Source organism: Flammeovirga sp. OC4 (assembly GCF_000812565.1).
Lineage (GTDB): Bacteria > Bacteroidota > Bacteroidia > Cytophagales > Flammeovirgaceae > Flammeovirga.
On record NZ_JTAM01000061.1, the window covers coordinates 1 to 23,190 of the forward strand.

23 protein-coding genes and 2 tRNA genes are annotated in these 23,190 nt (G+C 35.2%); 10 read left to right on the forward strand and 15 right to left on the reverse strand.

The window, feature by feature from the left end; translation table 11 throughout:
• On the forward strand, positions 1-445 hold a 445-nt coding region (locus tag PL77_RS22885; protein WP_044210724.1), incomplete at its 5' end, for an NAD-dependent epimerase/dehydratase family protein.
• Positions 446-508: 63 nt separating this feature from the next.
• On the opposite strand, the gene PL77_RS22890 is transcribed toward PL77_RS22885, so the two are convergent.
• Entirely contained in the window at positions 509-1,759 is a 1,251-nt protein-coding gene (locus PL77_RS22890) for a T9SS type A sorting domain-containing protein (protein WP_044210725.1), read from the reverse strand.
• Positions 1,760-2,325: 566 nt separating this feature from the next.
• Between PL77_RS22890 and PL77_RS22895 the strand changes: the two genes are divergently transcribed.
• Positions 2,326-2,940: a hypothetical protein gene (locus PL77_RS22895; protein WP_044210727.1), complete on the forward strand. Its 615-nt coding sequence runs from the start codon at positions 2,326-2,328 to the stop codon at positions 2,938-2,940.
• Between the two features lie 82 nt (positions 2,941-3,022).
• Here the strand turns inward: PL77_RS22895 and PL77_RS22900 are convergent, their stop codons facing one another.
• From PL77_RS22900 to PL77_RS22920, 5 genes are all read right to left on the reverse strand, one after another.
• Positions 3,023-3,751 (reverse strand): siderophore-interacting protein, encoded by a 729-nt coding sequence (locus tag PL77_RS22900; RefSeq protein ID WP_044210728.1) that lies wholly within the window; start codon positions 3,749-3,751, stop codon positions 3,023-3,025.
• Positions 3,748-4,368 (reverse strand): ferric reductase-like transmembrane domain-containing protein, encoded by a 621-nt coding sequence (locus PL77_RS22905; protein WP_044210805.1) that lies wholly within the window; start codon positions 4,366-4,368, stop codon positions 3,748-3,750. Before PL77_RS22905 ends, PL77_RS22900 begins: the two co-directional genes overlap by 4 nt.
• A gap of 204 nt (positions 4,369-4,572) precedes the next feature.
• Entirely contained in the window at positions 4,573-4,887 is a 315-nt protein-coding gene (locus PL77_RS22910) for a hypothetical protein (RefSeq protein WP_044210730.1), read from the reverse strand.
• A gap of 145 nt (positions 4,888-5,032) precedes the next feature.
• A complete protein-coding gene (locus tag PL77_RS22915; RefSeq protein ID WP_044210732.1) occupies positions 5,033-5,581 on the reverse strand; it encodes an RNA polymerase sigma factor in 549 nt (182 codons plus the stop codon).
• A gap of 231 nt (positions 5,582-5,812) precedes the next feature.
• On the reverse strand, positions 5,813-6,784 hold the full coding sequence (locus PL77_RS22920) for a linear amide C-N hydrolase (RefSeq protein ID WP_044210734.1): 972 nt from the start codon (positions 6,782-6,784) through the stop codon (positions 5,813-5,815).
• A gap of 425 nt (positions 6,785-7,209) precedes the next feature.
• On the opposite strand from PL77_RS22920, the gene PL77_RS22925 reads away from it, so the two are divergent.
• The gene (locus PL77_RS22925) at positions 7,210-8,196 is read left to right on the forward strand and encodes a helix-turn-helix transcriptional regulator (RefSeq protein WP_044210736.1); all 987 of its coding nucleotides are present in this window, start codon (positions 7,210-7,212) and stop codon (positions 8,194-8,196) included.
• A 3-nt stretch (positions 8,197-8,199) separates the two neighbouring features.
• Here PL77_RS22925 and PL77_RS22930 read toward each other — a convergent pair whose 3' ends face one another.
• From PL77_RS22930 to PL77_RS22955, 6 genes are all read right to left on the reverse strand, one after another.
• Positions 8,200-8,589 carry a VOC family protein gene (locus tag PL77_RS22930; protein WP_044210807.1) on the reverse strand — a complete coding sequence of 130 codons (390 nt, stop codon included), beginning with the start codon at positions 8,587-8,589 and terminating at the stop codon, positions 8,200-8,202.
• Between the two features lie 104 nt (positions 8,590-8,693).
• Positions 8,694-9,089, reverse strand: coding sequence for a hypothetical protein (locus tag PL77_RS22935; protein ID WP_044210738.1), 396 nt, complete (start codon positions 9,087-9,089; stop codon positions 8,694-8,696).
• A 114-nt stretch (positions 9,090-9,203) separates the two neighbouring features.
• Positions 9,204-12,440: a VIT domain-containing protein gene (locus tag PL77_RS22940; protein WP_172665931.1), complete on the reverse strand. Its 3,237-nt coding sequence runs from the start codon at positions 12,438-12,440 to the stop codon at positions 9,204-9,206.
• A 143-nt stretch (positions 12,441-12,583) separates the two neighbouring features.
• Complete coding sequence (locus PL77_RS22945; protein WP_044210742.1) at positions 12,584-13,192, reverse strand: outer membrane beta-barrel protein; 609 nt, start codon at positions 13,190-13,192, stop codon at positions 12,584-12,586.
• An 87-nt stretch (positions 13,193-13,279) separates the two neighbouring features.
• Positions 13,280-13,354: transfer RNA gene (locus tag PL77_RS22950), tRNA-Glu, on the reverse strand.
• 32 nt (positions 13,355-13,386) lie between these two features.
• Positions 13,387-13,458, reverse strand: a tRNA-Glu gene (locus tag PL77_RS22955).
• A gap of 150 nt (positions 13,459-13,608) precedes the next feature.
• On the opposite strand from PL77_RS22955, the gene PL77_RS22960 reads away from it, so the two are divergent.
• The 3 genes from PL77_RS22960 (at position 13,609) to PL77_RS22970 (ending at position 16,271) form a co-directional block, all read left to right on the forward strand.
• Positions 13,609-14,373, forward strand: a complete 765-nt coding sequence (locus PL77_RS22960) for a TIGR02757 family protein (protein ID WP_044210744.1) — start codon at positions 13,609-13,611, stop codon at positions 14,371-14,373.
• Positions 14,374-14,537: 164 nt separating this feature from the next.
• Positions 14,538-14,936 carry a cytochrome c gene (locus PL77_RS22965; RefSeq protein WP_044210746.1) on the forward strand — a complete coding sequence of 133 codons (399 nt, stop codon included), beginning with the start codon at positions 14,538-14,540 and terminating at the stop codon, positions 14,934-14,936.
• 168 nt (positions 14,937-15,104) lie between these two features.
• On the forward strand, positions 15,105-16,271 hold the full coding sequence (locus PL77_RS22970) for an AIR synthase related protein (protein WP_044210748.1): 1,167 nt from the start codon (positions 15,105-15,107) through the stop codon (positions 16,269-16,271).
• Here PL77_RS22970 and PL77_RS31880 read toward each other — a convergent pair.
• Positions 16,177-17,145: a hypothetical protein gene (locus PL77_RS31880; RefSeq protein WP_156152502.1), complete on the reverse strand. Its 969-nt coding sequence runs from the start codon at positions 17,143-17,145 to the stop codon at positions 16,177-16,179. The two genes, PL77_RS22970 and PL77_RS31880, sit on opposite strands and share 95 nt — an antisense overlap.
• A 188-nt stretch (positions 17,146-17,333) precedes the next feature.
• Positions 17,334-17,498 (reverse strand): DUF5522 domain-containing protein, encoded by a 165-nt coding sequence (locus PL77_RS32085; RefSeq protein WP_172665932.1) that lies wholly within the window; start codon positions 17,496-17,498, stop codon positions 17,334-17,336.
• 539 nt (positions 17,499-18,037) lie between these two features.
• On the opposite strand from PL77_RS32085, the gene PL77_RS22975 reads away from it, so the two are divergent.
• Positions 18,038-18,376, forward strand: a complete 339-nt coding sequence (locus tag PL77_RS22975; protein ID WP_044210750.1) for a hypothetical protein — start codon at positions 18,038-18,040, stop codon at positions 18,374-18,376.
• Positions 18,377-18,526: 150 nt separating this feature from the next.
• On the opposite strand, the gene PL77_RS22980 is transcribed toward PL77_RS22975, so the two are convergent.
• Complete coding sequence (locus tag PL77_RS22980; protein WP_044210751.1) at positions 18,527-19,171, reverse strand: glucosaminidase domain-containing protein; 645 nt, start codon at positions 19,169-19,171, stop codon at positions 18,527-18,529.
• Between the two features lie 607 nt (positions 19,172-19,778).
• Here PL77_RS22980 and PL77_RS22985 point away from each other — a divergent pair.
• The 3 genes from PL77_RS22985 (at position 19,779) to PL77_RS22995 (ending at position 23,183) form a co-directional block, all read left to right on the forward strand.
• A complete protein-coding gene (locus PL77_RS22985) occupies positions 19,779-20,684 on the forward strand; it encodes a hypothetical protein (RefSeq protein WP_044210753.1) in 906 nt (301 codons plus the stop codon).
• A 297-nt stretch (positions 20,685-20,981) separates the two neighbouring features.
• Positions 20,982-21,578, forward strand: a complete 597-nt coding sequence (locus PL77_RS22990; protein WP_044210754.1) for a hypothetical protein — start codon at positions 20,982-20,984, stop codon at positions 21,576-21,578.
• A 60-nt stretch (positions 21,579-21,638) separates the two neighbouring features.
• Entirely contained in the window at positions 21,639-23,183 is a 1,545-nt protein-coding gene (locus PL77_RS22995; protein ID WP_063769046.1) for a glycoside hydrolase family 10 protein, read from the forward strand.
• The last annotated feature ends 7 nt before the right edge of the window (positions 23,184-23,190 follow it).

The window sequence follows — 23,190 nt, forward strand, 5'->3', positions numbered from 1 at the left end:
GAGAGTACAAATCGTTTTGCCGTTTATATATGGCCCTAAACAAAGCACTGACTTTGTAATGTCTAAGTTTATTGATGCTGCACTAAAAAATGAGCCGATCACAATTTATGGAGATGGTTCACAAACGAGGACTTTCTTCTATATTCAGGATAATCTTGATGCAACCATCAAAATGCTCGAAGAAGACTTAGTAGTCAACGATGTTATTAATGTTGGTAATGATCGCATTACAACCATCAAGGAACTTGCTGAACTGATTATTGAAAAAACAGGTTCTTCTTCAGAAATCATTCATTTACCACCTCTAAAAGAAGGTGACATGACAAGAAGACAGCCTGACGTTGAAAAATTAAAAACAATCCTAGATCGTCCTTTCACTTTACTAGAAGAAGGAATGGACAAGGTTATTGAGGCTAGAAAAACTCGTATGCAAAACAATGCATAGCATTTCTATCTTATAAAGGGTGAAAAGTAAAATCATTAAACTGATACTTTTCACCCTTTTTATTTATCTCTTGATTATTTTCAAAGGTTCTTTTCCCTCAATACTTAAAATGTACACCCCTTTTGGTAAATCTGATAAATTGGCTTTACCATTGGTAATATTCACCTCATAATTTATACCTATAAGATTCGTGAATGTTGCAATAGCATTACTTACCTCTTCCACAACCAAATAATCTGATGTTGGGTTAGGGTAAATTTTCATTGATTTCGATAAGTTTATATCATCTAGAGATGTAACATCATTAGAGTCATCAAAATTAAACTCTCCGTAGGTATACTCTCGTTTAGTTTTATTATTTCGTAGCAAATCTTCTGAAGTCAACGACTGTACCTGATATTTAAAATCAAAGTAAATATTTCCAACTGGTCCATCAAAGAAAAGAGTATAGTGTAAATCGTGAAATTGCTCTCCAACTCCAACAAATGGCTTTGACTTATCTAATTCATATGTTATGATGGATTGAAGCTCTTTTTCGTCTTCTTGATCAAAGTATCTATAATAATTAAATACAATTTGATTATCAGAATAAATGTAGTCGGTCTCCCCTCTTAACTTATATCCAATGTCTTCATACCAGTATACCTTATCATGTATTAAAACTTCATCATCATTATAATCATAGGTAGTTTTGCTAGATCTTGAAATTGGTCTGTCATTATATATTGTATAAAGCTCCACTTCAATAACTCTTGTTCCTTCGTATTTTAATTCCTTTATATTTTCCTGTTGCCATGTATCTTTATCAACAACGCCTTCAGCTAAATTAATTCTAGTCCTGTTTCCTAATGCGTCATATTCATAAAACATAGCTGTTTCATAAATCTTCCACTCTTCTTTTTCCTCATCCCAATATTCAAAAATGCCCTCGGTGACCTGTGATTTATCATTTAACTTGAATATATCTCTTGTTTTATTCCCATAATTAAAAATAAGCGTACGTGAATCAGTGTATTCAACCTTTACACCTTGTACTATATTTCCTTCAAGATTAGATACTTCATATTCCATGCTCGTACTGTTTGGATAATCGAACATCAGGCTTACATTAGGTGACCATTCATCATTACCCGATGCTTCCAAAATATCCATCATTGCCAATTTTGTAATGCTTTCTTGAGTTCTTGCCGAAGAAGAGGGTAAGAAGAAATTGGGGGAAAAATAGGCTTGATTTAGCTCATTTCTTGGTTTGATTTGCCCAAAAGCTGATACTACCGATAAAAAAGAAAGTGATAATAATAATAATAATCTCATTGGATTGAAGTTTAGAATTCAGACAGAATCAACTCCACTTTTATGAATAATGTCATCAAAAGTTTACAGATATAAGTAAATAGTTCACCCATCAGAAAAAGTCGATCACTAAGTTTCAATGCTTCTATTAATACTGTCTAGTTGCTTTAAAAAACTATCTTGTTAACTAAAAAATAGGTCTTCAATTTAACCTACTCCATTTATAATAAAAAGGAGAGTCAATATAAACTCAATTTGTCCCCTCTTTTTTAATTAATGTACCGCTCACAATACTAGTTTGGAGTTATTCCAACTTGACATTTCACTTAAAACTGTAAAACTGTTACAAATACCCGTGATTTAGTTAGATCCTTCTCTTTTATACTTTGGATATTTGCTATAACGAAATCATTCTACTGTTATGGTAAAAAACTTCCTCAAACCCTTATCTGTAAAGATGAAGCATCCAATCGATCCTTACACTAGAAAAATCCTAATCTTTTTAAGGAAGTTACTTCATAGACAAACCTATACAATTGCTTTCCATAACTGAAGAGTGAGTAAGATTTAATTTAAATTTTGTAACTATGATCAGCATCAAAAAACTCACTTCAATTTTAATACTTGTTTTGGCTACTCTTGCAGCCGAGGCACAAGATGAATGGAAGTCTTATGATATTCAAGACGGCATTACAACCTTGAAAAGTAAGGTTGAAAAAAAGAAAAACTTCACTAGAATTGATTATGTAATTAAATCAAAAGGCAACTTCACACTCACTCAAGCAGATGAGTTTTTTAAAAATTCAGACAACCACAAAAAGTTTTGGGAGAATTGTCAAACAAGTGAAGAGATCAAAAAGACTTCAGAAAATGAATGGTATACTTATTTGTTTTTTGACTACTCATGGCCACTATCTGATACAGATTGTGCTCAAAAATATACTCGAACAATAAGTGATAATAAATTAGTCTTCAGCGGGGTGACTGTACCTGATGCCATCGAAGATAAAGGTGTCAATAGATCTCCTCTTTTTGATGTGACCATAACCATGGTAGCAATTGATGAAGTCAGTTCTGATATTACCCTTGATGTTTCTTTTGGTAGTACTATGAATGGCCCACAGTGGATGATTAAGGCTTGGTTTCCGAAAGGTCCAGTCGCAATTATGGATAGAATAATTAATGAACTAGAGTCAAAGTAAGAAAAGAAGTTCCAATACTTAATGATAGATGATGATGAAGAGCTTGCTGAAGATATTCTTTGCAAGCTCTTTTATTTTTAAACTACTCCAAACCCTTCTTCTCTGGGTTCCAAAAAGGCTTAGTCTTAATTTGAGAAGGTTCCCAATTCAATTCCTTTCTGAAAAATTGAGTGAGGGCCACACATAATCGGCTATCTCCTGCGATATAAACCATCTTTTTCCCTTCTAAATCTGGTAATATTTCTTTTATTTTTTCAATGATTTCTTGAGAAGGATTTTGAGGTAATTCGTAGAAATCAAAAGGAGTATTCCCATCCAGATCTTCAAACAACTCACTTTGATCTTGACTGTACACTATCCCCTTGATATTCTTATTTACTCCTAGATTTTTTTGAATCATATAAAGATGTGAAAGTGCCGAGAGGTCTCCAATCATTAAATAACTGTCCGCTGAAGCATCGGCTAAAAACTTCCCTTTTTTCAATTTAAAGTAAACCTTCTCTCCCACTTTACAATTCGTCACCCAATGTGATCCGATACCATTGCTATGTGTAGCAATCGCAATATCAATAGAGCCTTCTTTCTGATCTATATCCCAAATACTATAACTTCTGACTTTGTCTTTCATGGAAAGTTCTTCCTTTCCAATACCGATACCCATTCTCAGAAATGCACCAGGATGAAAGTCTAATCCTTTTATTTTTTCACTTTGAATACGAATTCTGTAAGCAGATTTTGATAGTTGTTCTTTTTCAGAAATCACGGCTTCGTCCAAAACGACAGATTTCAATATATTTTCTATAATTTTCATTTTTTTCTTTTCAAACGGAACCCTATGATACGTTCCTTCACCGCAGGTATTCTAATAATGAAACCTACTCCTACCACCACAGCATAGATGATCCATGTTTTTTCTAAAAGTGCTACATGCACTAAACTTAAAATGATAGCGACATAAGCATACTTCTGCAGTTTCTTCCATTTGCTTTTTAAACGCTTCATCGATTTTCTATTCGATGTAAATAACAATGGAATTAATATCAATACAGCAATAAAACCAGCTACATAATTCACCTCCGTGAACGTTTCCAGAAAGCCTTCCATCGCTATAAAAATCACGAAATGAAGAATACTCCAAACGGCAGCCGCAATACCCATCGCTTGACGTACAAAAAGATTTGTGACTCCAAACAGTATAAAGAATGGCGTACAAGTCAGAACGGCTGTCAACCATCGGATGGCAAATTCACCTGAAATATGATACAACATATCCAATGTGGTACGATCCCCTTTTCCTGCACTTTCTACCAATGACATTGATAGGTCATTCGTCCAGTCAATGTGAATCATTTTACTTAAAATAATCAGAGGTAATACCGCAAGGATCGTCACTATGATCCACCCGTAGTTTCGCTTTAAAAATGCCATTCTGTCTTTTTGTTTGTTAGATATATGTTTTGATGTTTCGTGCACCATAGTTAAAACTATGGGCAAGTGATATGTCATCCTAATCAAGACTAAAGTCTTGAAGGTTGAAAACGGAATCAACACTTTAGTGTTGTTGGAGTTAATATCACCTGCCCATGACTTCAGTCATGGTGCACGTTTTCACTCCTGCCTTTTTGCTAAAATTTATTCATTATTGTCTTCTTTCTCTTCAGTACATTTCGATTCTCTCGCCTTAAATTTCTGCATAAATTTTTCTCTATGCATCATAGCTCTACTTCCACCACGACCTTTAAAACGTGGTCTACCACCCCTGCCAAATAAGATTTTAGACATTGCTAATAACCCTAATGACTGTAAGAATGAAATGGTAGTTAACCCAAATATCACAGGCATTAACCAATTCCATAATTGCATAAAAATAAAGGTAATGGCAGTAATGATGACTGCTCCAAAAACGATCTTTTTAGCGATGAACTTTTTCTTTGAAAACTTTTCCATGTCTTTTTATCAATTTTGATCACCCGTGGTGATCTGTTGTACCATTTAATTCAGAACAATTGAATACATCGTGCACCATGACTGAAGTCATGGGCTTTTGATACTGACTCCACCAACACTAAAGTGTTGCCTTCGTTCTCAATCTTCAAGACTTCATCAATTTGAAAAGACTCTCCAATTGTTCTCTTAGATACAATACAGCATATCGCTTTCTACTGATTAATGTGTTCACCGTTTCCCCTGTCATCTCTGAAATCTGTTTGAAGCTGAATCCTTCCAATTCATGCCACTCAAAAACTTCTCTTTGTTCTTTGGGTAATTCTTCCAATCTCAATTGAATTTCCTCCCAAATCATATCTTTCATCAATTGTTCATCAGGCATAGTTTCCAATGAGGGCAATAAATCCATTAGGTTCAATCCTTCCTCTTCATCATTCACTTTTTGATCTTCGATAGAGAGCGGTTTCTTTTTCCTACGGTAATCCACAATCTTATTTTTCGCGACAGTATAGAGCCAGGAGATTGATTTGCGCAAATCAGAGATCTCATCAAATCCCCCTACAAAACTTAAAAACACATCTTGAGCGATGTCTTCAGCATCTTCCATAGAACCTACCTTCCCTTTGATGTAATTCTTCAAACGGCCTTGTTCCTGCTGGAATGTGTTTTCTATATTTTGATTTTTCTCTGCCATAATTATTGTATCTATCTCTTAAGTCGGATAAGGGCAGATTATATTTTAAGAAAAGTGATATTTTTTTGATTTTTTTTCATGAGAAACGAAAAATGTCCGTTTAAGGGCTTAAAAAGACGGTTTTCTGAAGAATAAAAAAAGATGGGTATTTTTTCTTTTGAATACAAATAGCCCCAACTTATTATAAACAAGATGGGGCTTCATATATAAACCTAAAATACTATTTCAATTTTATAAGAAAGGATATGGTGTAGCTGGTGTAAAGTGTTCAGAAACTTCTCCTGCATAAACTGTATCTGTATCACAGTCCAATGATTTAATCTCAGCTTCTTCTGAGAAATCTAATTGATCAAGATCAACCCAAAAAATGGAAGGCTTTAATGCCGACTCAAAATAATATCTGTTGGTTTGATTATCAGAAATTGTTCTCCAAAGCGTAGCAGAAATATTCGGACGATCAGGGTCTTCCATTCCCAAAGGCACACCGATCGCTCTCATTTGAGACATTACTGAAGCCGTAGCCATTGCTTTATCTGTATATTTTGGAGAAGATTCCAAAGCATAACTTAATCTCACGAAACGGTCTGCAGCATTAATCGTACCTGGCAACATTTTACTACCGCCAATCAATTTCCAATATTTATCGATGGCGATTTGCTCCGAATAAATTGGTGAGTTGGTCATCACTTTGTATTCTCTACTATGGTTGATCACTAATTCTCCATTTAAAAACTCAAAAATAGCCGAATCACCTGTTTTGTCTGAGATAGAAAGGTGAACTGTAGCTCCTCTTCCATTCGGTAAAATCGGTGCTGAAATGATAAATGGAACATCCTGCATTGCATCTACTGCTTCTTGAACGTTAGCAAAATTATCAAGGAAGTATTGTCCCCAAGCACCAACCGATAATGAAGGTTTATTACTTGTTGTTATATCTCCATAATCTGACTCTGCTAAGTAAAGAATATTTGCTGTCAGGCCTGCCTCATTCATTCCGTCTGCTGTACCAGCATTATAAAAACTAGCTCCTATTGATCCATATTTGGAAGTCCACTCTATTGGATTATTTTTCGTCCCTCCATCTTTTTTCATTCCTCTAGGATAAATCCATAATGAAGTCTGAGCCGTTGGATCATTCCAATCCATTCCGCGACCTACAATAAACTCCTGATTTCCTGTTTCATAAATAATTCTTGAACACATAATAGCAATATTTTGATTGATAAATAATTAATTTTTGCAATCGAATAAGTTGATTATTAATAGATTGATTTCCTTATTGATCACATTACAAATGTCGCTGGTTCAGAACCAAATGATATACAAGATTTGAGTAAGTGGTTACAAGATTTCGGCAAAATCAGAAAACAATCATGATAAAAAAAAGCTAAAGTGGATTTCACCTTGGCCTTACTGCGGATAATTCTTCAATTTGATTTTTAACAGTACAAAATTAGAGGTTAAGACGAAGAAAGATTGTCACGGTTTGGTTAAGTATTTATATGATTTGAGCATTTTACCTTAAGTTTATTTCCCTTCTTTTTTGACAAAATAACCTGTAATTCATTAGATTAGTACATTGCTATTTATAATGTTTTTAATGATCCTATAGCTCAAAACCAATCATAATGCTAGAAAAAGACAAGTATACCATAGACCCAAAAGGTGCTCACCCACATGATTCCTACCAACAGTTTGCTGATGAATTAGGCGGAACTTGGGATGGTGAGGAATTGGTAATTAAGACAGATTGGTGTGATATAAAAGGATATTCTTTTGAGTTTTTGGATAAATTCATCGTAGCTATTTTTGAGATGGATTCCGATCGACCTATTATTTCTCAGCATACTGTACTGCCTGATGATCATTATATCACTATTCGATTGGGTTTAGGTGCTACTTATAAAAGAGACGGCACCGTCAAAAAGTTCAACAATGCAGGTATATTGATCTTAAACTCTTCACAAGTTCATGATTTTGAATTTCCTCATGGACAACATAGTCAATGGGTTTCTATCCGTTTTTCTTTGAGTTTTTTCCAACAATTTGTAAGAAATCCTAATATCAAATTAAAAGATCTTGTAGAGAATAATAGTCCATGGATTAATTACTATTCTATTAATGCGGATATAGAAAGTAGGGTGAGAGCAATTATTAAAAATGTTGATAAAGAGAAAAGGAAACACACTTTCTTTTTTACAAAAGCAATGGAAATTATTGAGTTGCTAAAAGAGAAAATTGAGAAGGATTCCGAAAAGCATAACAGAAATATTCACCCCGAAGATCTGAAACTAATGATTGATTTAAGGGATAATCATCTTACTGATTTTACAGAAATCCCCAATCTTACAGAATTAAGTGATAAGTACGGCATGAGTGTTTCAAAACTAAACCGTCTCTTCAAATCCATATTTGATAAACCTATTATTCAGTTTTATAATCAGCAAAAAATAGAGGAGGCACATCGACAAATTATTTATACCAATAAAAGCCTGACTGAGATCTCAATGGACTTAAATTTTAGTCACGTGGGACACATGAGTCAAGCTTTTAAAAATCATTTTGGCTATGCTCCTTCTGCTTTGAAAGGGAAGAATATTGATTATTTCAACTAACTCTTACTTCTCATACAACTCAATCGGCAATTCATCTGGATCATCAAAGAAGCAGAACTTTTTACCTGTATGTGGATCAACCATAATATCACCTACAGGTACTTTATTTTCTTTTAGAAAAACGATACTGTCTTCTATACTATCGACTTCAAAAGCGATATGCCTTAGCCCTCTCGCTTCTGGCCATGAAACCCTCGGAGGATTGCTAGGAAATGAAAATAATTCAATCAGGTATTGTCCATTAAATGACAAATCCAATTTCCATGAGTCTCTTTCTTCTCGATACACTTCCTGAAGAATCTCAAAACCCATGATTTCTGTATAAAACTTTTTTGATTTGGGATAATCGGAGCAGATAATGGCGATGTGGTGTAATTTATTTAATTTCAGCATTTTCTCTGTTGTACGATTTATAGATTCATTTATGTACATCTAATATAAATAAAAAAGGCACACCCCGAAGAGTATGCCTTAATATTGGACGACTTTGAATAAAGTTATTTTTTCAACATTTCAACCTGATCTTTCAAGAGTTGAATAATGTCTTCTTTGTCTTTTAACTGAGATTTTAACTGCTTTACTTGAGCTTTTAATTGAGCAACCTCATCTGAAGAATTTACATCTTCCTTAGTTTCCTCAACTTTTTTCTTCTTCTTTTTCTTTTGTTTGATGTCCACTCGGATGTTACGAGTTTCTGGATCCTCAGATTTGATTTCATTTACTTCCACATCAACTGTTTTTGATGCTTCTTGTACGTCTTCCACCGCACCCTGTACAGCTTCAAAAACATTCTTGATGGTCGTTTTTACTTTTTCCTTCTGCAGTTCATCGGTCATACGAGGAAAAACGAAGTCTTTTAGAATATCCTCAAATGGATTGTCTTTTCTGCTCATAATTGATTTAATTAATTTGACATGTTGATTGACTCAACTTAATTTTTTAGTTCAATAAATAAGTTAACGAATTTAAATGATAAGTGTTTCAAGTGAGCTTATTTTTTAACATTCCTAATTCGCAATTTTGTAATCCAAACTTCCAACCTCATAAACACTTTTACCCGCCTTCTTCAATTGTAAACTCAGTTCTTGTCTTTTTTCTTTAGAATTACTGTAAGAAGTATACAAGAAGGTTCTGAGCGTGACAGGCCCAAACAACGACTGCTTGGAGCTTCCATAATAATTGACCTTAATGATGTATTGTCCTTCGATAGCGTGCTTCAAACGAAATTCTTCAGGTCCATAACCTCTTGTAAAGTCATTGGACATTTTTCCACCAATTCTAGTGTCTTTATGAGAATAAAAGCATTTCTCGTTAATAGGATCAATCACCCACAAGTCAATGTCAGTATCCAACATATCCCAATCAATCACAATTCTGACATCCAAAGGCATCGCATGAATAAAGCGAGCATCAATTTTTGAGGTATCAATCTGCTTTGGATACTTGGTGATCAAATTATTCATTTCATGTAAAATGATTAACTCTATATTCCCAAATCGAGCAATGATATCAGCATCCCAATCACTCTCAATTATACTGTAATACTGATCTACCGCTTTTTGATACTCACCCTTATCCACATACAACAATGCCAAATCTCTATAATTCTGAGGTTCGAAAGGTCTTAAGTCAATCAGTTTTTTAAAGATATATTCCGCTTCTTCATAACGTTCAAACTCTTGTAGTTTCCTTCCTAGATTTCTTAATACTTCATGGTTTTCTAAATCAATCTCTGCCAAATTACTCAACACCTGAAAACTCATTTTCTGATCTCCTTCGCTATAAAAATAGGAAGCGACATCATAGTAGAAGGATGGTGCATTTTTATATTCCTTTTTCAATTCATAATACTTGGATGATCTTTTACTTTTTTCTGTCGACTTTAATGCTTCCAAGTACTTTGCATCCGACTCATAAGGAATCAAAGTAGTTTTTACAGTCTTTTTGGGTTTACTTTTTCTTTTTGCAGTAGAAATCTCTTCAACTTCTGCCAATGCCATTTCTTCAACCACTGTCGCTTCTTCCAAATCTACATCCATCATTACTTCTCGCTCATTTGGTACACTTTCCACTTCCACTCCCTGAATAAGTGCAGGTGCTTGCCTTGTAACATCTACTTCAATCATTTCCTCATCTAAAACTTCATTAGGTAATTCAATAGTCTCCACCATAATCACTAAAAGTTCCATGTCAATTTGATACATATCTACCTCTTGACTATCAAAACCTTCAAAAGTAAAAACCAATATCCCATTGAGTGGCACTTCAATACTAAATTTCCCTTGATAATCCGTTACTACACTTTGAGAGGTTCCTCTTAATTTCACCTGCACACCAGGTAATATTTGATTTACTCCGTTTTCCTTTACAATCCCTGATACAATCTTCTTTTGCGAAACATATTCTCTAGGAGGAAGAGGTTGATGATTGTTCTGACCAAGGGATTTTGGTTTATTCAATTTTTCCTTTCGAATGACTTCACTCATGTCCTTAGAATTCTCCCACCATTTTATATCCTCTTGAAAAGAAGCATAAATGCGATCCTTACGAGTCGTCAATTCTTTTGTTTTGTGCTCCTGTTTTTCTTTCAGCTTCGCATAATACTCCTTTCGCATAGAAGCAGGAGGAACAATCTCATGCGTTACATAATCCTCCAGATTGTCTAATACAATAAATGACGTAAAATCCGTCACTATTCCATATTTCAATGCCAAATCCGTAATTTTCTCTTCATTCTGTTTTGAAAGCTCACTGAATTCATCAATCTGTTTTTGTGCCCACAACTTCTCCAGCATTTCATATTTTTTCTCTGAAGACTCAATAACCACTACATCAGAACTCAACACTTGTCCCCCAATACCATAGTTGATTTTCACCTTAGCTTCATTTGATTTCAATTTTCCCGTTATCGCAAAATTCTTTTTCACCAAGGCTACTTTGCTAGGGTAAACTTCCGCTACCTCCCCTTCCAATACTTCTACTCCTAAAAATCGAATAGCAGGCTGTTGCATTTTTTCCAAGAGGGCCTCTAGCTTACGAGAAGACAGATTAAGATAATCTCCCGAATTTTGATTCGCTAAAGCCGAGAGATAAGCTTGATTGACACTACTGCTTGATGAAATAGTATAAAGAGGCTGTTTGAAGTCAAAAAGTATTTCTTGAGCTAAATTAGAAATCCCATCAGAGAACAACCACACTTCTTCTGAGCCTACATTCTGTGTTAAATATTCCCCTAGCTTACAACCTCCATCGTATTCGAAACCATCAATATATTGAAGCAGTTTTGATACATCTCCTTCTTTAATTTGAAACTTCTTAGAAGTAGTCACCTCATAATTGAAAGTCCTGAAATCTACACTTACATTTTTATTCCACTTGAAATATTCATTCATCAATTCCTTCTCTTTCTCAATATCTCTTCCTTTATAATGTGCAGAAACATCCCAAAGGAAAGTAATACTACTTGGTTTCTTTTTATCTTTTGAAACGGCCTTGGGCTGACTTTGTACATAGAAAAACTGATCTGCCGAGAACTTCCCTTTAGTAGACTTGGTCTTTTTGGTTTTTCCCTTTTGAGGTAATGTAAATGATAGGTTAGATTGAACGAAAGTGTCTTTTGCGATGTAATTGGCAATCGTAGATTCATGAACATCTTGGAATTGAATATCTAGTGGATTATCGCCATTTAATGCTACATCAGACTTATTGATGATTTCTACATGCACCTCGAATTCTTTTAGAAGATTCTTATAATACATCGGTAGATTGTAAATAATAGCTCCTTTATCATTCTTACTTAATTCCTGATCAAAAGCGATAATACACTTTTTATATTCTTTTGGGAAAATAGGATAGACTCTTGTTTTGAAGTTATTACCAACGGTCTTCTCCAAGATTGCTGGGTCTACATTTTGCCTTACAATATTCTCAAAAACTTCTGTTGCTTTTTCTTTCTTTACAACTACTCCTTCTCTCCATTCCCCTCCTATATCTAATGAAAAAGCTGAAACAGTAGCTCCTTGTTCCATAGGAAAGTTGAGTTCTCCTTCTAAAACACGATTACCATAATTGTAGAAATGCATTTCCATCTTAGTAGTAGCAATATTATCAAGTACCACCACATCTATATAGAGTTTCCTTAAGGCTACGGAGTCACCTTCAGTATCGGGATTGTTAATCGTAATTATTTGCCCTTTTAGGGTTACTGATACTAATAAAAAGAGAAGTAATAGTTGAACTTTCATGAGAGTAAATGTTGATTGAATATCATTTTTATCAATATAACGACCTAAATTCATAGTTGGTGTTGTCTAATGTTAAGCTCTCAATCCTACTGCGTTATACTATGTTAATGATGCTCAATAAAATTATACTCCAGTTCAACAAGTTAAAATGAATACCCAACACCAAATTTGAAACCATCTTCTACTAATTTATGATGGAATCTGTCTGCAGGCATTTCTAGAAGGGCTCTCATTTTTAAATAAGGGTTGAGCATCAAACTGATGCCGTTATTGAGCTGATATTTGATTCCAACTCCTAAATAAGCACCTACACCTGTTTGACCGTCCATTTCACTGTCTTCTGATAGATCAAAAGAGACTACTGTCCCTGTATTGATAAAAAAGTATTTCAAAAACTTTAACCGAACACCAATTGGTATCTCCAATGTATTAATTCCATGTTCTGTTAGGCTTCGTGATGAAGACATTCCTGGGTAAAAAGGAGCACGTGAAATTACCTTATGGCTGAAATATTCTACACCTGATTCAAGATCAAAAGTTTTACTTAATTGATATTGATAGTTAATACCAATACCAAAGTAGCTCTTTCCTCCTTTGTAGCCTCCTCCATCATAATTCTCAAAGGAGAGTAATTCATTGTTTCCTAGTCCAGAATAAGAAAGTAGAATACTATGCTTGGTTTCTTCTTGAGAAAAGCAGTTGATCACAGCAATAAATAATATTGCAAAGGTTAAAGTTAGCTTGTTGTACATAGTTGCTTTTTAAGTTGATTATAGTTCTCAGACAACTCAAAGAAAATAAAGGACAAAAAAAATCCTGTCTCATTTCTGAAACAGGATTGGTACTCCGTACGGGATTCGAACCCGTGCTACCAGGATGAAAACCTGGCGTCCTAACCCCTAGACGAACGGAGCGGGGTATTGATTTTGAGTCTCAATTAGACTTGTACTCCGTACGGGATTCGAACCCGTGCTACCAGGATGAAAACCTGGCGTCCTAACCCCTAGACGAACGGAGCAACTGTTTTTTGCGAGTGCAAAGGTATTAGAAAACCCTATTCACTCCAAACGGTTTTCAAAAAAAAAGAAGAAATATTACAATCATTAAGAAAAAAAGGTGATTTAGGGCTATTTTTCGGGGTCTAAACACTCAAAAATATAATTTTGACATGTACGAACTTCTTGAAAACAGTTACAAAAAATACAATCAGCCTAATTTTATTCCTGATGACCCTATCTGTATCCCTCACTCTTTTTCAAAAAAAGAAGATATTGAAATCATGGGATTCTGGGCAGCAGTGCTCGCTTGGGGGCAAAGGAAGACCATTATCAATAAGTGCAAAGAGTTGGTGAGTTTAATGGACAACGCCCCTCACGACTTTATTATCAATCATACAGAAAGTGATTTAAAACCCTTTCTGAATTTCAAGCACCGTACCTTCAATGATGTGGATACGTTGTATTTTCTTTCTTTCTTCCAAAAGCATTATCAAAAATACAATTCACTAGAAGATGCTTTTCTGATCGGTTATTCTGAGAAAGATGAAAACGTAGGGAATTCTCTCATCGCATTTCATAATTATTTCTTTGAAGATGAAGATGCACCTCAGCGTACAAGAAAACATATTGCAACTCCTGCAAGAAAATCGGCTTGCAAAAGAATCAATATGTTTTTGAGATGGATGGTGAGGAAAGATAATCAAGGTGTAGATTTTGGAATTTGGAATACCATACAGCCAAGCCAATTGATCTGTCCGTTGGATGTACACGTGGAAAGAGTGAGCAGAAAACTGAAGTTATTGACACGAAAACAATCGGATTGGAATGCAGCGGTAGAGTTAACTGAAAATTTAAAAAAGATTGACCAAAATGACCCTGTAAAATATGATTTCGCATTATTCGGGTTAGGCTTAGAAAAGTTTGCTTCTTCTTAAGAATTACTATTCAATTCGCTTAAAAAGCTCTTTTTGCAAGAAGAATGTAGAATAGTAACCCCTAATAATTCTTGTAAGAATATTGATAATAATCACTTGCCGAATCTATAAAAAAGGGTACATTTGAATTATAATTGTAAAATTAACACCTAAAGATATTCATCATGAAAAAAATAACATTATACCTATCATTATTATTAGCCATAACCTTGTTTTCATTCATCAATTATAATCCATTAGAAGAAAGTATTAAGAGAGGTCAAGGTGTTTATATGGTGAATTGTATGCACTGTCATTTAGAGCAAGGAGAAGGAATAGAGCCTCAAGTTCCACCATTATCAGGTGTAGAGTATTTAGTAAAAAATAAGCATCAAGCAATTCGTCAGGTCTTACACGGTTTAGAAAAACCTATCACTATTAATGGGGTTACTTATACAGGTGCAATGCCTGAACAAGGTGTATTATCAGACCAGGAAACTGCAGATGTATTGAATTATATTAGAAACTCTTGGGGAAACAAAGCACCTATCATTACAGCCGATGATGTCGCTATGGAACGTTAATACATTAAAAATATCAGCTAAAGTCAACAGGATAACTTATTTTCTTATAGAAAACATTTAATAATCCCCGTAAAAAGTATATTTTTGCGCCATCAGCCCATTCCCATATAAAGTTAAATAACAACAGGGTATGGGCTTTTCCATTTTCATTACAACCTATTGAATCTCATGCAAGAGCGATATGCACAGCGCGGTGTTTCCGCCTCAAAAGAGGACATTCACAATGCCATCAAGCAATTAGATAAAGGCTTATTTCCAAAAGCATTCTGTAAAATCGTTCCTGATATTCTAACAGGCGATTCCGATTATTGTGCAATCATGCACGCAGATGGTGCTGGTACAAAATCATCTTTGGCTTATTTATACTGGAAAGAAACAGGTGATATGTCTGTTTGGAAAGGTATTGCTCAAGATGCAATTATCATGAACACGGATGATCTGCTTTGTGTTGGAGCAACTGGCAGTACTCTTTTATCTTCTACAATTGGTAGAAACAAAAACCTTATTCCGGGTGAAGTAATCTCTGAATTGATCAACGGAACTGAAGAAGTATTACAAATGCTTCGTGACAATGGTTTTGACATTCACAGTACTGGTGGTGAAACAGCAGATGTTGGAGATCTTGTAAGAACTGTTATTGTAGATAGTACTGTAACAACAAGAATGAGACGTGATGAAGTAATCGACAACAGCAACATCCAAGGTGGTGATGTGATTGTAGGTTTAGCTTCTTACGGACAAGCAACTTATGAATCTGAATACAACGGTGGTATGGGAAGTAACGGTCTTACTTCTGCTCGTCACGATGTATTTGCAAAATATTTGGCAGAAAAATACCCTGAAAGCTTTGATCCTCAAGTTCCAAATGACTTGATCTACTCTGGTACACAAAAGCTTACAGATGCCATTGCAGACTTAACTTTAGATGCTGGTAAATTGGTATTGTCTCCTACAAGAACTTACGCTCCAATTATCAAAAAGGTGTTGGACGAGTTAAGACCAGAAATTCATGGTATGGTTCACTGTAGCGGTGGTGCACAAACGAAAGTATTACACTTCGTGGATAATGTGCATGTGGTAAAAGACAACTTATTCCCTATCCCTCCACTTTTCGAAATGATTCACAAGAACAGTGGTACAGATTGGAGCGAGATGTACAAGGTATTTAACATGGGTCACCGTATGGAAATCTATGTTGCTCCTGAACATGCTCAGACAATTATTGACATCTCGAAGTCATTTAATGTTGATGCTCAAATCGTTGGTCGTGTAGAAACAAAAGAAGGAAGTAAGTCATTAGACATTCACTCTCCTTATGGAACATATTCTTACTAAAGAGGTAAGAGGTAAGAGGTAAGAGGTAAGAGGTAAGAGGTAAGAGGTAAGAGGTAAGAGGTAAGAGGTAAGAGGTAAGAGGTAAGAGGTAAGAGGTAAGAGGTAAGAGGTAAGAGGTAAGAGGTAAGAGGTAAGAGGTAAGAGGTAAGAGGTAAGAGGTAAGAGGTAAGAGGTAAGAGGTAAGAGGTAAGAGGTAAGAGGTAAGAGGTAAGAGGTAAGAGGTAAGAGGTAAGAGGTAAGAGGTAAGAGGTAAGAGGTAAGAGGTAAGAGGTAAGAGGTAAGAGGTAAGAGGTAAGAGGTAAGAGGTAAGAGGTAAGAGGTAAGAGGTAAGAGGTAAGAGGTAAGAGGTAAGAGGTAAGAGGTAAGAGGTAAGAGGTAAGAGGTAAGAGGTAAGAGGTAAGAGGTAAGAGGTAAGAGGTAAGAGGTAAGAGGTAAGAGGTAAGAGGTAAGAGGTAAGAGGTAAGAGGTAAGAGGTAAGAGGTAAGAGGTAAGAGGTAAGAGGTAAGAGGTAAGAGGTAAGAGGTAAGAGGTAAGAGGTAAGAGGTAAGAGGTAAGAGGTAAGAGGTAAGAGGTAAGAGGTAAGAGGTAAGAGGTAAGAGGTAAGAGGTAAGAGGTAAGAGGTAAGAGGTAAGAGGTAAGAGGTAAGAGGTAAGAGGTAAGAGGTAAGAGGTAAGAGGTAAGAGGTAAGAGGTAAGAGGTAAGAGGTAAGAGGTAAGAGGTAAGAGGTAAGAGGTAAGAGGTAAGAGGTAAGAGGTAAGAGGTAAGAGGTAAGAGGTAAGAGGTAAGAGGTAAGAGGTAAGAGGTAAGAGGTAAGAGGTAAGAGGTAAGAGGTAAGAGGTAAGAGGTAAGAGGTAAGATACTTTTGGTATGACATTACTACAAATCTGCTTCTGAATTTTTCTTCTTATTTCAAAACTGAAATAATAGGATGGTGAAGAATACGAACCATCTCTTCCCTCTTACCTCATCACTCTTAACTGTTCTTTTTTCCTTAGAATAAAGAAAAAGGATTGATTAAAATTAAACATTTAATCAATCCTTTTTTTATTGTTGCAACGTCGATTAAAAAACGGACGTTTTCTGCTTTTTCTTTTTGAATCCCCAAGGGCAGTGTTTGCACTGGTTCTTACAACAGTATCCTCTTTTCAAATGATACTCTTTAGTGAAAACGTACAAGCCGTTTTCGATATAATAATCTTTCCCTTCTTCGAGAGGAGTATTGCTCATAGCTATAAATTTATTTTTTAATCCGGTTTACAAAACTGAAGAGCACGGACTTTCAAAATACGTAACATATTTGAGAATACAATAAAAATGAGGTCAACTTTTTGTAAAATCTCATTCTAAAAAAATCCAATACCACCCACCCTATCTTAGATGAAAAGGGCGCTTACCTTCAAAAAGTGCATTTCTCCTTTTTTTTACTTAAATTATAGATAAGTGCTTGGCACTCTTGTTACTTATCAATTTTTATCATCGACGTGCAAGCTCTAGACGGGAGACTGTGCGTTTTTTTATTTTCTAGCTTATATGTTTATTGAAATCAGCACCCATGCCTATAATGCGATGTCCAAAAGATGTCGGCATTGGCGAAAAAAAGATTATCTAAACATCGTGTACCAGGCGTATAAATCAGAGAGCTATGGTTCACACTGCCGAAGAGATAAAAGGAAGTACAAATCGTACATATTTATCTTTGAGGACACCCGTCTTATCACCGTCTATCGGTCTAGAAAAAAGTCAAAAAACTACGTAAACAGAGCCTCATGAAGCATTTCATCAAACCCCGCGTTACTGCAACAGCCCAAGGAGACAGTTATGAATTCAATGTTTCCATTCGTGCTAATTCAGATTTTGAATTAGGTGTATGTGCACAGCTAGTCCAACGCATGAAAGACATCTTGATCAAAGATGAAATTCAACGCAAAGGTCTTAAAGATCTTTACCAATTTGCTACTGAGGAAGATGAAAGAAATTTCTATGAAATCGTAGAGATGAACATCTGGGATGATCTCCTTGCACAAGGAGAAGTTGTCCGCGACCTTGGACGCAAAGGGTATAAAGATATGGACGGCACAATTAACTCTATTCTTAAACCCGAGTAATGTTATTGAAAAAAAATTGTTGAATTTCTCAGTAACACAAATTTAACACTGACATTTGTTTCACCCTTTAAATAACAACAGGAGATCTTACAATTGTAGGATCTCCTGTTTCGTATTCTTTTCGATATGTTATGTCAAAAGGGTTGGCTTCTAATACCCTGAAGGTAAACAGAAGCGAATGTGTTGTGCTTCTACGCTACTGATCGAAGTAACAGATTGAAGTTCTTCCGATCTTCTAGCTAAAGCTTCTTCTTCACGTAAATAATCTACAACTGGAGAAACAAATCTCTCCATTACCGCAGTTACCAATTCCTGGTACTTTGGATTTGTTGCATATCCACCTTTCGCAATTGATTCGATTTGCATGTTTGGATCTAAAGTCTCAAACAAACCATTTTTGCGGTAAGTGTGGAAACTAGTTAGCACTTTGCAATAATCTTCCACCGCTTGTTCTAATGACGTATAGATTCTATAACGTCGGTAACGCTGCTCCCCGTTATCGTAAACTAATTTACTTCTTGTAGGGTTTGTGGATGCAATGTTGAAAATTCTGAAGTCTTTTCTCAGTTCCCAACCTTGCTCGGCTATCGCTTGGGATATAGCCACCTTTGTATTGATACCGTATTTTCTACAGATTGGATCGAAGGCTTTATATAATGTTCTTATATATTCTTCTCTCTTTATAGTATCTGTATCCTTTACACTTGTAATAGAATTATTTGAAGATGCTACTGCAAAATCAGTTGTTCCTATACTTAATACAAACGCAGTTAAAATAAGTAAAAACTTTCTCATTAAAAGTTTATTTCGTAAGAGAATCAAGTGTCCGTCTGACGCTTGTGCTGATTATCAGCGAGTTATTTCAATATTTTTGATTTATTAAAATATTGGATGCAAATATAACACACATCAGTAATATAACAATAGTTTTTTAACAATTATTTGAAACCTATATTTTATACAATACAAGTCTTTTATTGTACTTTTCTAAGGTTACATAATTTAAAGTATATAAAATTGCATTTTACATAGTACGATAAGCAGTTTTATAAGTTTCATTTCAAGGTTGCGAAGCAAAAAAAATCGAGTTTTATTCTTAAATTTGTGTAACAAACAAAGGGATGGTGTTCATTTTTTAGTTAACTCATTGATAAGCAGTGTAAAGTATACTCTTATTATGAGTTGATCATGTAACCATGATTTTTTATTTTTATTTTGAATACAAATTGAAAATCACAATATTATAACCTATTGAATAGACATTCTCCCTTAAGCAGTTGACCAAGGTTCATTTCACTATATCACTGCTTTACATAATAATTAGGAAACTTATCTAACTTACTCGGTTAATTTTCCACTTTATCTGTTATTACATTTAATTTATTGTTCGCAAAAACAGTCAATGAGAAATAATACAAACGGTTTCAAAGAAGAGCTTGTTCAACAAAAAAGTTGGGTAAGAGTGGGGGTCATAGGACTACTAGTCTGTGGGGTACTTGGTGTATATGCGGCTTTTTCTGGTGCAGATGGCTCAAAACATCAGAGAATGAGAATCAATGAGTTAGAAAAGAAAAATGCTCAAATTGAAGCCGAAAGCGGTGCATACCTCTCTAAAATTAAACATCAAAATGATCGTATTCTTGACCTTAAAGATGACATGCTAAGGCTAGAGAAGCGATTGAATGAAAGAGAAGCAGAGTTGAATACCAATGATCAAAAATTGGATATGAAACAAGGTTCTATCCGATCACTTGAAACACGCATTTCTGAATTAAAAGACGACAAATTCCGTTTACAAAGAAATATCGACGAAAATAACCGAGTGATCCAAGAGATGAGCCAACGTGCTAAGGAACATAATGAACTCCTAAAAAGGACTCAACAACAATTGGCCGAAACACAAGAATCTCTTGCAAAAGCACAAGCAAAGCATGTGCAATCTTTAAAAGAACAAAAGCTTGCGGAACAATCTGAAATCGCTGCTCAAGAGGCTTTAAGAAAGCAAAAAGAGCTTACCAATGATCTTATGCAAGAATTGGCTACAACTAGAGGAGAGCTTAATTCGGCCGTTCTAAGTGCAAATGACAAAGACCTTAAGCTACAGTTAGCACAACAAAAAGAATTACAACAGCAACAAATTCAACTTAAAGAAAAAGAGTTAGAAACGCAGGCTAACACTGACATCTACAAGATTATGGCTGCCACAAGTATTATATTGGTGATTGCCTTGATCATCTTTGTTGTTTTTGCTTTACAAAGAAATGGTACTGACTTAATGGTTTTTCAGAAATCACAGGATAAAGATTAAACTTCTTTCAATTTAAATCATTCCACTATTTTTCAATTAATAGCAGACAGCGGATCCACTAAAACAGACTGGACTTTACTGAATCTATCAGAAAATAAAGTAGTCTCCTCCTTTAAATCGGCAGGGTACAACCCTCTTTTTTGGAGTAAAGAAGAGCTGATCAAAGCTTTTCAACAGGATCTATACGCTTTTTCACAGGTTGTTGATATCAATGACATCAAAAAGGTTTTTTTCTATGGTGCAGGATGTAGCTCAGAAGAGCGAAAAGCCAAAGTAGAACAAGCTTTATCTGCTATTTTGCCTGAGACTGAAATCACAATAGATACCGATCTGTTGGGTGCTGCCAGAGGTTTACTCGGTAAAGACAACACCGGAGTAGCTGCTATATTGGGTACAGGTGCCAACTCTTGCCTTTATAAAGAAGAGCAAATCATTGATAAGCCGGTTTCTTTAGGATATATGTTAAGTGATTTTGGTAGTGGAGCCACTCTTGGTTTATCCTTCTTGCAAAAATTACTGACCACTCAGCTATCTATGGAAACGATCAGTCATTTTATAGATACTTTCAATCTGACAACTGAGGATATCTTAGAATCACTTTATAAAAAGAAAAACCCTAATACTTTCTGTGCTTCTTTTGCCCCTTTTATTATAGAACATCATCAATACGATGAACATTTAAAACAAATGATTTTAGAGCAGTTTCATCAATTCATACAATATTACATCCTTCCCTTTTTAAACAATAACAGCTCTACTGTAAAAATTACAGGCTCTATTGCACATCACTTCTCTCCTTTACTTTTAAAAGCTTTTGAAGAGTGCCAGTTGGAGGCTCCCGAAATTATTCAATCTCCTACAGAAGGACTAATTCAATATCATTTATCCTTATAGGAAAGTAGGTTTTAACCTAAATCATGTATCTTCATGTCTCAATTGATTTTACAAACAGACATGAAGCATTTTTTTCAACTTCAATTATTTTTTATTACTCTTTTATGTACTTATTCTACCTTAATGGCCCAAAGTACAAGGGAGTTCCGTGGCGTTTGGATAGCCACAGTCAATAATATCGATTTCCCTGCCCCTCACCTTACCACTACGGAAGAGCAAAGAGAAGACTACGTTCGTTATTTAGATAAAATTCAGGAACTAGGTTTCAATACTGTCATTGTACAAGTAAGGCCGGTATCCGATACTTTTTATCCCTCCTCTTATGAGCCTTGGAGCAAATACCTTACTGGTAAGCAAGGTAAAGCACCTAGCCCCTATTTCAATCCGCTTCAGTTTATGATTGATGAAGCACACAAAAGAAACTTAGATTTTCATGGTTGGTTTAACCCTTACAGAGTAACCATGAATGCTGACACTACTGCATTAGCTCCAGGGCACCCATTTTTTCACCACAGAGAATGGTTTGTGAAATATGGCAACAAATACTACTTCGACCCCGGACATCCCGAAGGAAGAAAATTTGTATTAGATGCCATCATGGAAGTGGCTAGACATTACAACCTTGATGCTATCCATTTTGATGATTACTTCTACCCTTACAAAATCCAAGGTGAAGACTTCCCGGATGAAGCATCTTTCCAAAAATATGGTAGTCAGTTCAAAGATAAAGATGCTTGGCGCAGAGATAATGTCGATTATTTTGTACAAAGTTTATCCATGCAACTAAAAGCTGAAAGACCTGATATACAATTTGGCATTAGCCCTTTTGGGGTTTGGAGAAATAAAAATGTAGATCCAAAAGGATCAAACACTAGAGCCGGTATCACTAATTATGATGATTTGCATGCTGATATTGTCAAATGGATGAAAAGAGGATGGATTGACTATGTAATTCCTCAGGTCTATTGGCATAGAGAATTAGGAGCTGCTCCTTATGAAGAGGTAGTAATGTGGTGGAATAACAACTGCTATAATACAAACCTCTATATCGGTCAAGCACTTTATAAGTTGGGTACAAAATGGGAAGATCCTAAAGAGATTTCGGAACAGATGCATATCAATAAAAAATATGATAAAGTGAAAGGGAATGCCTTTTTCAGTGCAAAATATCTATTTGAAAATCCACTAAATGTAACCAACTCCATCAAGGTCAATTATAAAAACTATGTCTTACCTCCTTCGGTCACTACTAAAGAATTAGAAGCTCCATCAAAAGTTAGAATTACTAATAGCGGAGGGCAAGTGGATAGAGGAGCTACATTGAAATGGGAAGATACAGAGAAAGGAACTGGTACTACAAAATATGTAATCTACCGTTACGATGAGGGCGGTTTTGGTCACCTTGATGGGAAATACATCCATGACATTATCAATAAAGCACCTTATAAAGAACAAGTTTACGTAGATAGAGACCTTCAGAAAGGTAAAAAATATACTTACATTGTTACTGCATTGGATGCTAACTATAATGAAAGTGGCAGAAGCAATGCAATTATGCTTAAGGCGGGAAACTTTTTCTCTAAAAAAGTAAAAGTACTACACTAATATTAAC

What these genes read in the sequence shown, in the direction of transcription:
- PL77_RS22890 (WP_044210725.1), bottom strand. Translation starts at nt 1,759, where the DNA reads ATGAGATTATTATTATTATTATCACTTTCTTTTTTATCGGTAGTATCA.
- PL77_RS22895 (WP_044210727.1), top strand. Translation starts at nt 2,326, where the DNA reads ATGATCAGCATCAAAAAACTCACTTCAATTTTAATACTTGTTTTGGCT.
- PL77_RS22900 (WP_044210728.1), bottom strand. Translation starts at nt 3,751, where the DNA reads ATGAAAATTATAGAAAATATATTGAAATCTGTCGTTTTGGACGAAGCC.
- PL77_RS22905 (WP_044210805.1), bottom strand. Translation starts at nt 4,368, where the DNA reads ATGGCATTTTTAAAGCGAAACTACGGGTGGATCATAGTGACGATCCTT.
- PL77_RS22910 (WP_044210730.1), bottom strand. Translation starts at nt 4,887, where the DNA reads ATGGAAAAGTTTTCAAAGAAAAAGTTCATCGCTAAAAAGATCGTTTTT.
- PL77_RS22915 (WP_044210732.1), bottom strand. Translation starts at nt 5,581, where the DNA reads ATGGCAGAGAAAAATCAAAATATAGAAAACACATTCCAGCAGGAACAA.
- PL77_RS22920 (WP_044210734.1), bottom strand. Translation starts at nt 6,784, where the DNA reads ATGTGTTCAAGAATTATTTATGAAACAGGAAATCAGGAGTTTATTGTA.
- PL77_RS22925 (WP_044210736.1), top strand. Translation starts at nt 7,210, where the DNA reads ATGCTAGAAAAAGACAAGTATACCATAGACCCAAAAGGTGCTCACCCA.
- PL77_RS22930 (WP_044210807.1), bottom strand. Translation starts at nt 8,589, where the DNA reads ATGCTGAAATTAAATAAATTACACCACATCGCCATTATCTGCTCCGAT.
- PL77_RS22935 (WP_044210738.1), bottom strand. Translation starts at nt 9,089, where the DNA reads ATGAGCAGAAAAGACAATCCATTTGAGGATATTCTAAAAGACTTCGTT.
- PL77_RS22940 (WP_172665931.1), bottom strand. Translation starts at nt 12,440, where the DNA reads ATGAAAGTTCAACTATTACTTCTCTTTTTATTAGTATCAGTAACCCTA.
- PL77_RS22945 (WP_044210742.1), bottom strand. Translation starts at nt 13,192, where the DNA reads ATGTACAACAAGCTAACTTTAACCTTTGCAATATTATTTATTGCTGTG.
- PL77_RS22960 (WP_044210744.1), top strand. Translation starts at nt 13,609, where the DNA reads ATGTACGAACTTCTTGAAAACAGTTACAAAAAATACAATCAGCCTAAT.
- PL77_RS22965 (WP_044210746.1), top strand. Translation starts at nt 14,538, where the DNA reads ATGAAAAAAATAACATTATACCTATCATTATTATTAGCCATAACCTTG.
- PL77_RS22970 (WP_044210748.1), top strand. Translation starts at nt 15,105, where the DNA reads ATGCAAGAGCGATATGCACAGCGCGGTGTTTCCGCCTCAAAAGAGGAC.
- PL77_RS31880 (WP_156152502.1), bottom strand. Translation starts at nt 17,145, where the DNA reads ATGTCATACCAAAAGTATCTTACCTCTTACCTCTTACCTCTTACCTCT.
- PL77_RS32085 (WP_172665932.1), bottom strand. Translation starts at nt 17,498, where the DNA reads ATGAGCAATACTCCTCTCGAAGAAGGGAAAGATTATTATATCGAAAAC.
- PL77_RS22975 (WP_044210750.1), top strand. Translation starts at nt 18,038, where the DNA reads ATGAAGCATTTCATCAAACCCCGCGTTACTGCAACAGCCCAAGGAGAC.
- PL77_RS22980 (WP_044210751.1), bottom strand. Translation starts at nt 19,171, where the DNA reads ATGAGAAAGTTTTTACTTATTTTAACTGCGTTTGTATTAAGTATAGGA.
- PL77_RS22985 (WP_044210753.1), top strand. Translation starts at nt 19,779, where the DNA reads ATGAGAAATAATACAAACGGTTTCAAAGAAGAGCTTGTTCAACAAAAA.
- PL77_RS22995 (WP_063769046.1), top strand. Translation starts at nt 21,639, where the DNA reads ATGAAGCATTTTTTTCAACTTCAATTATTTTTTATTACTCTTTTATGT.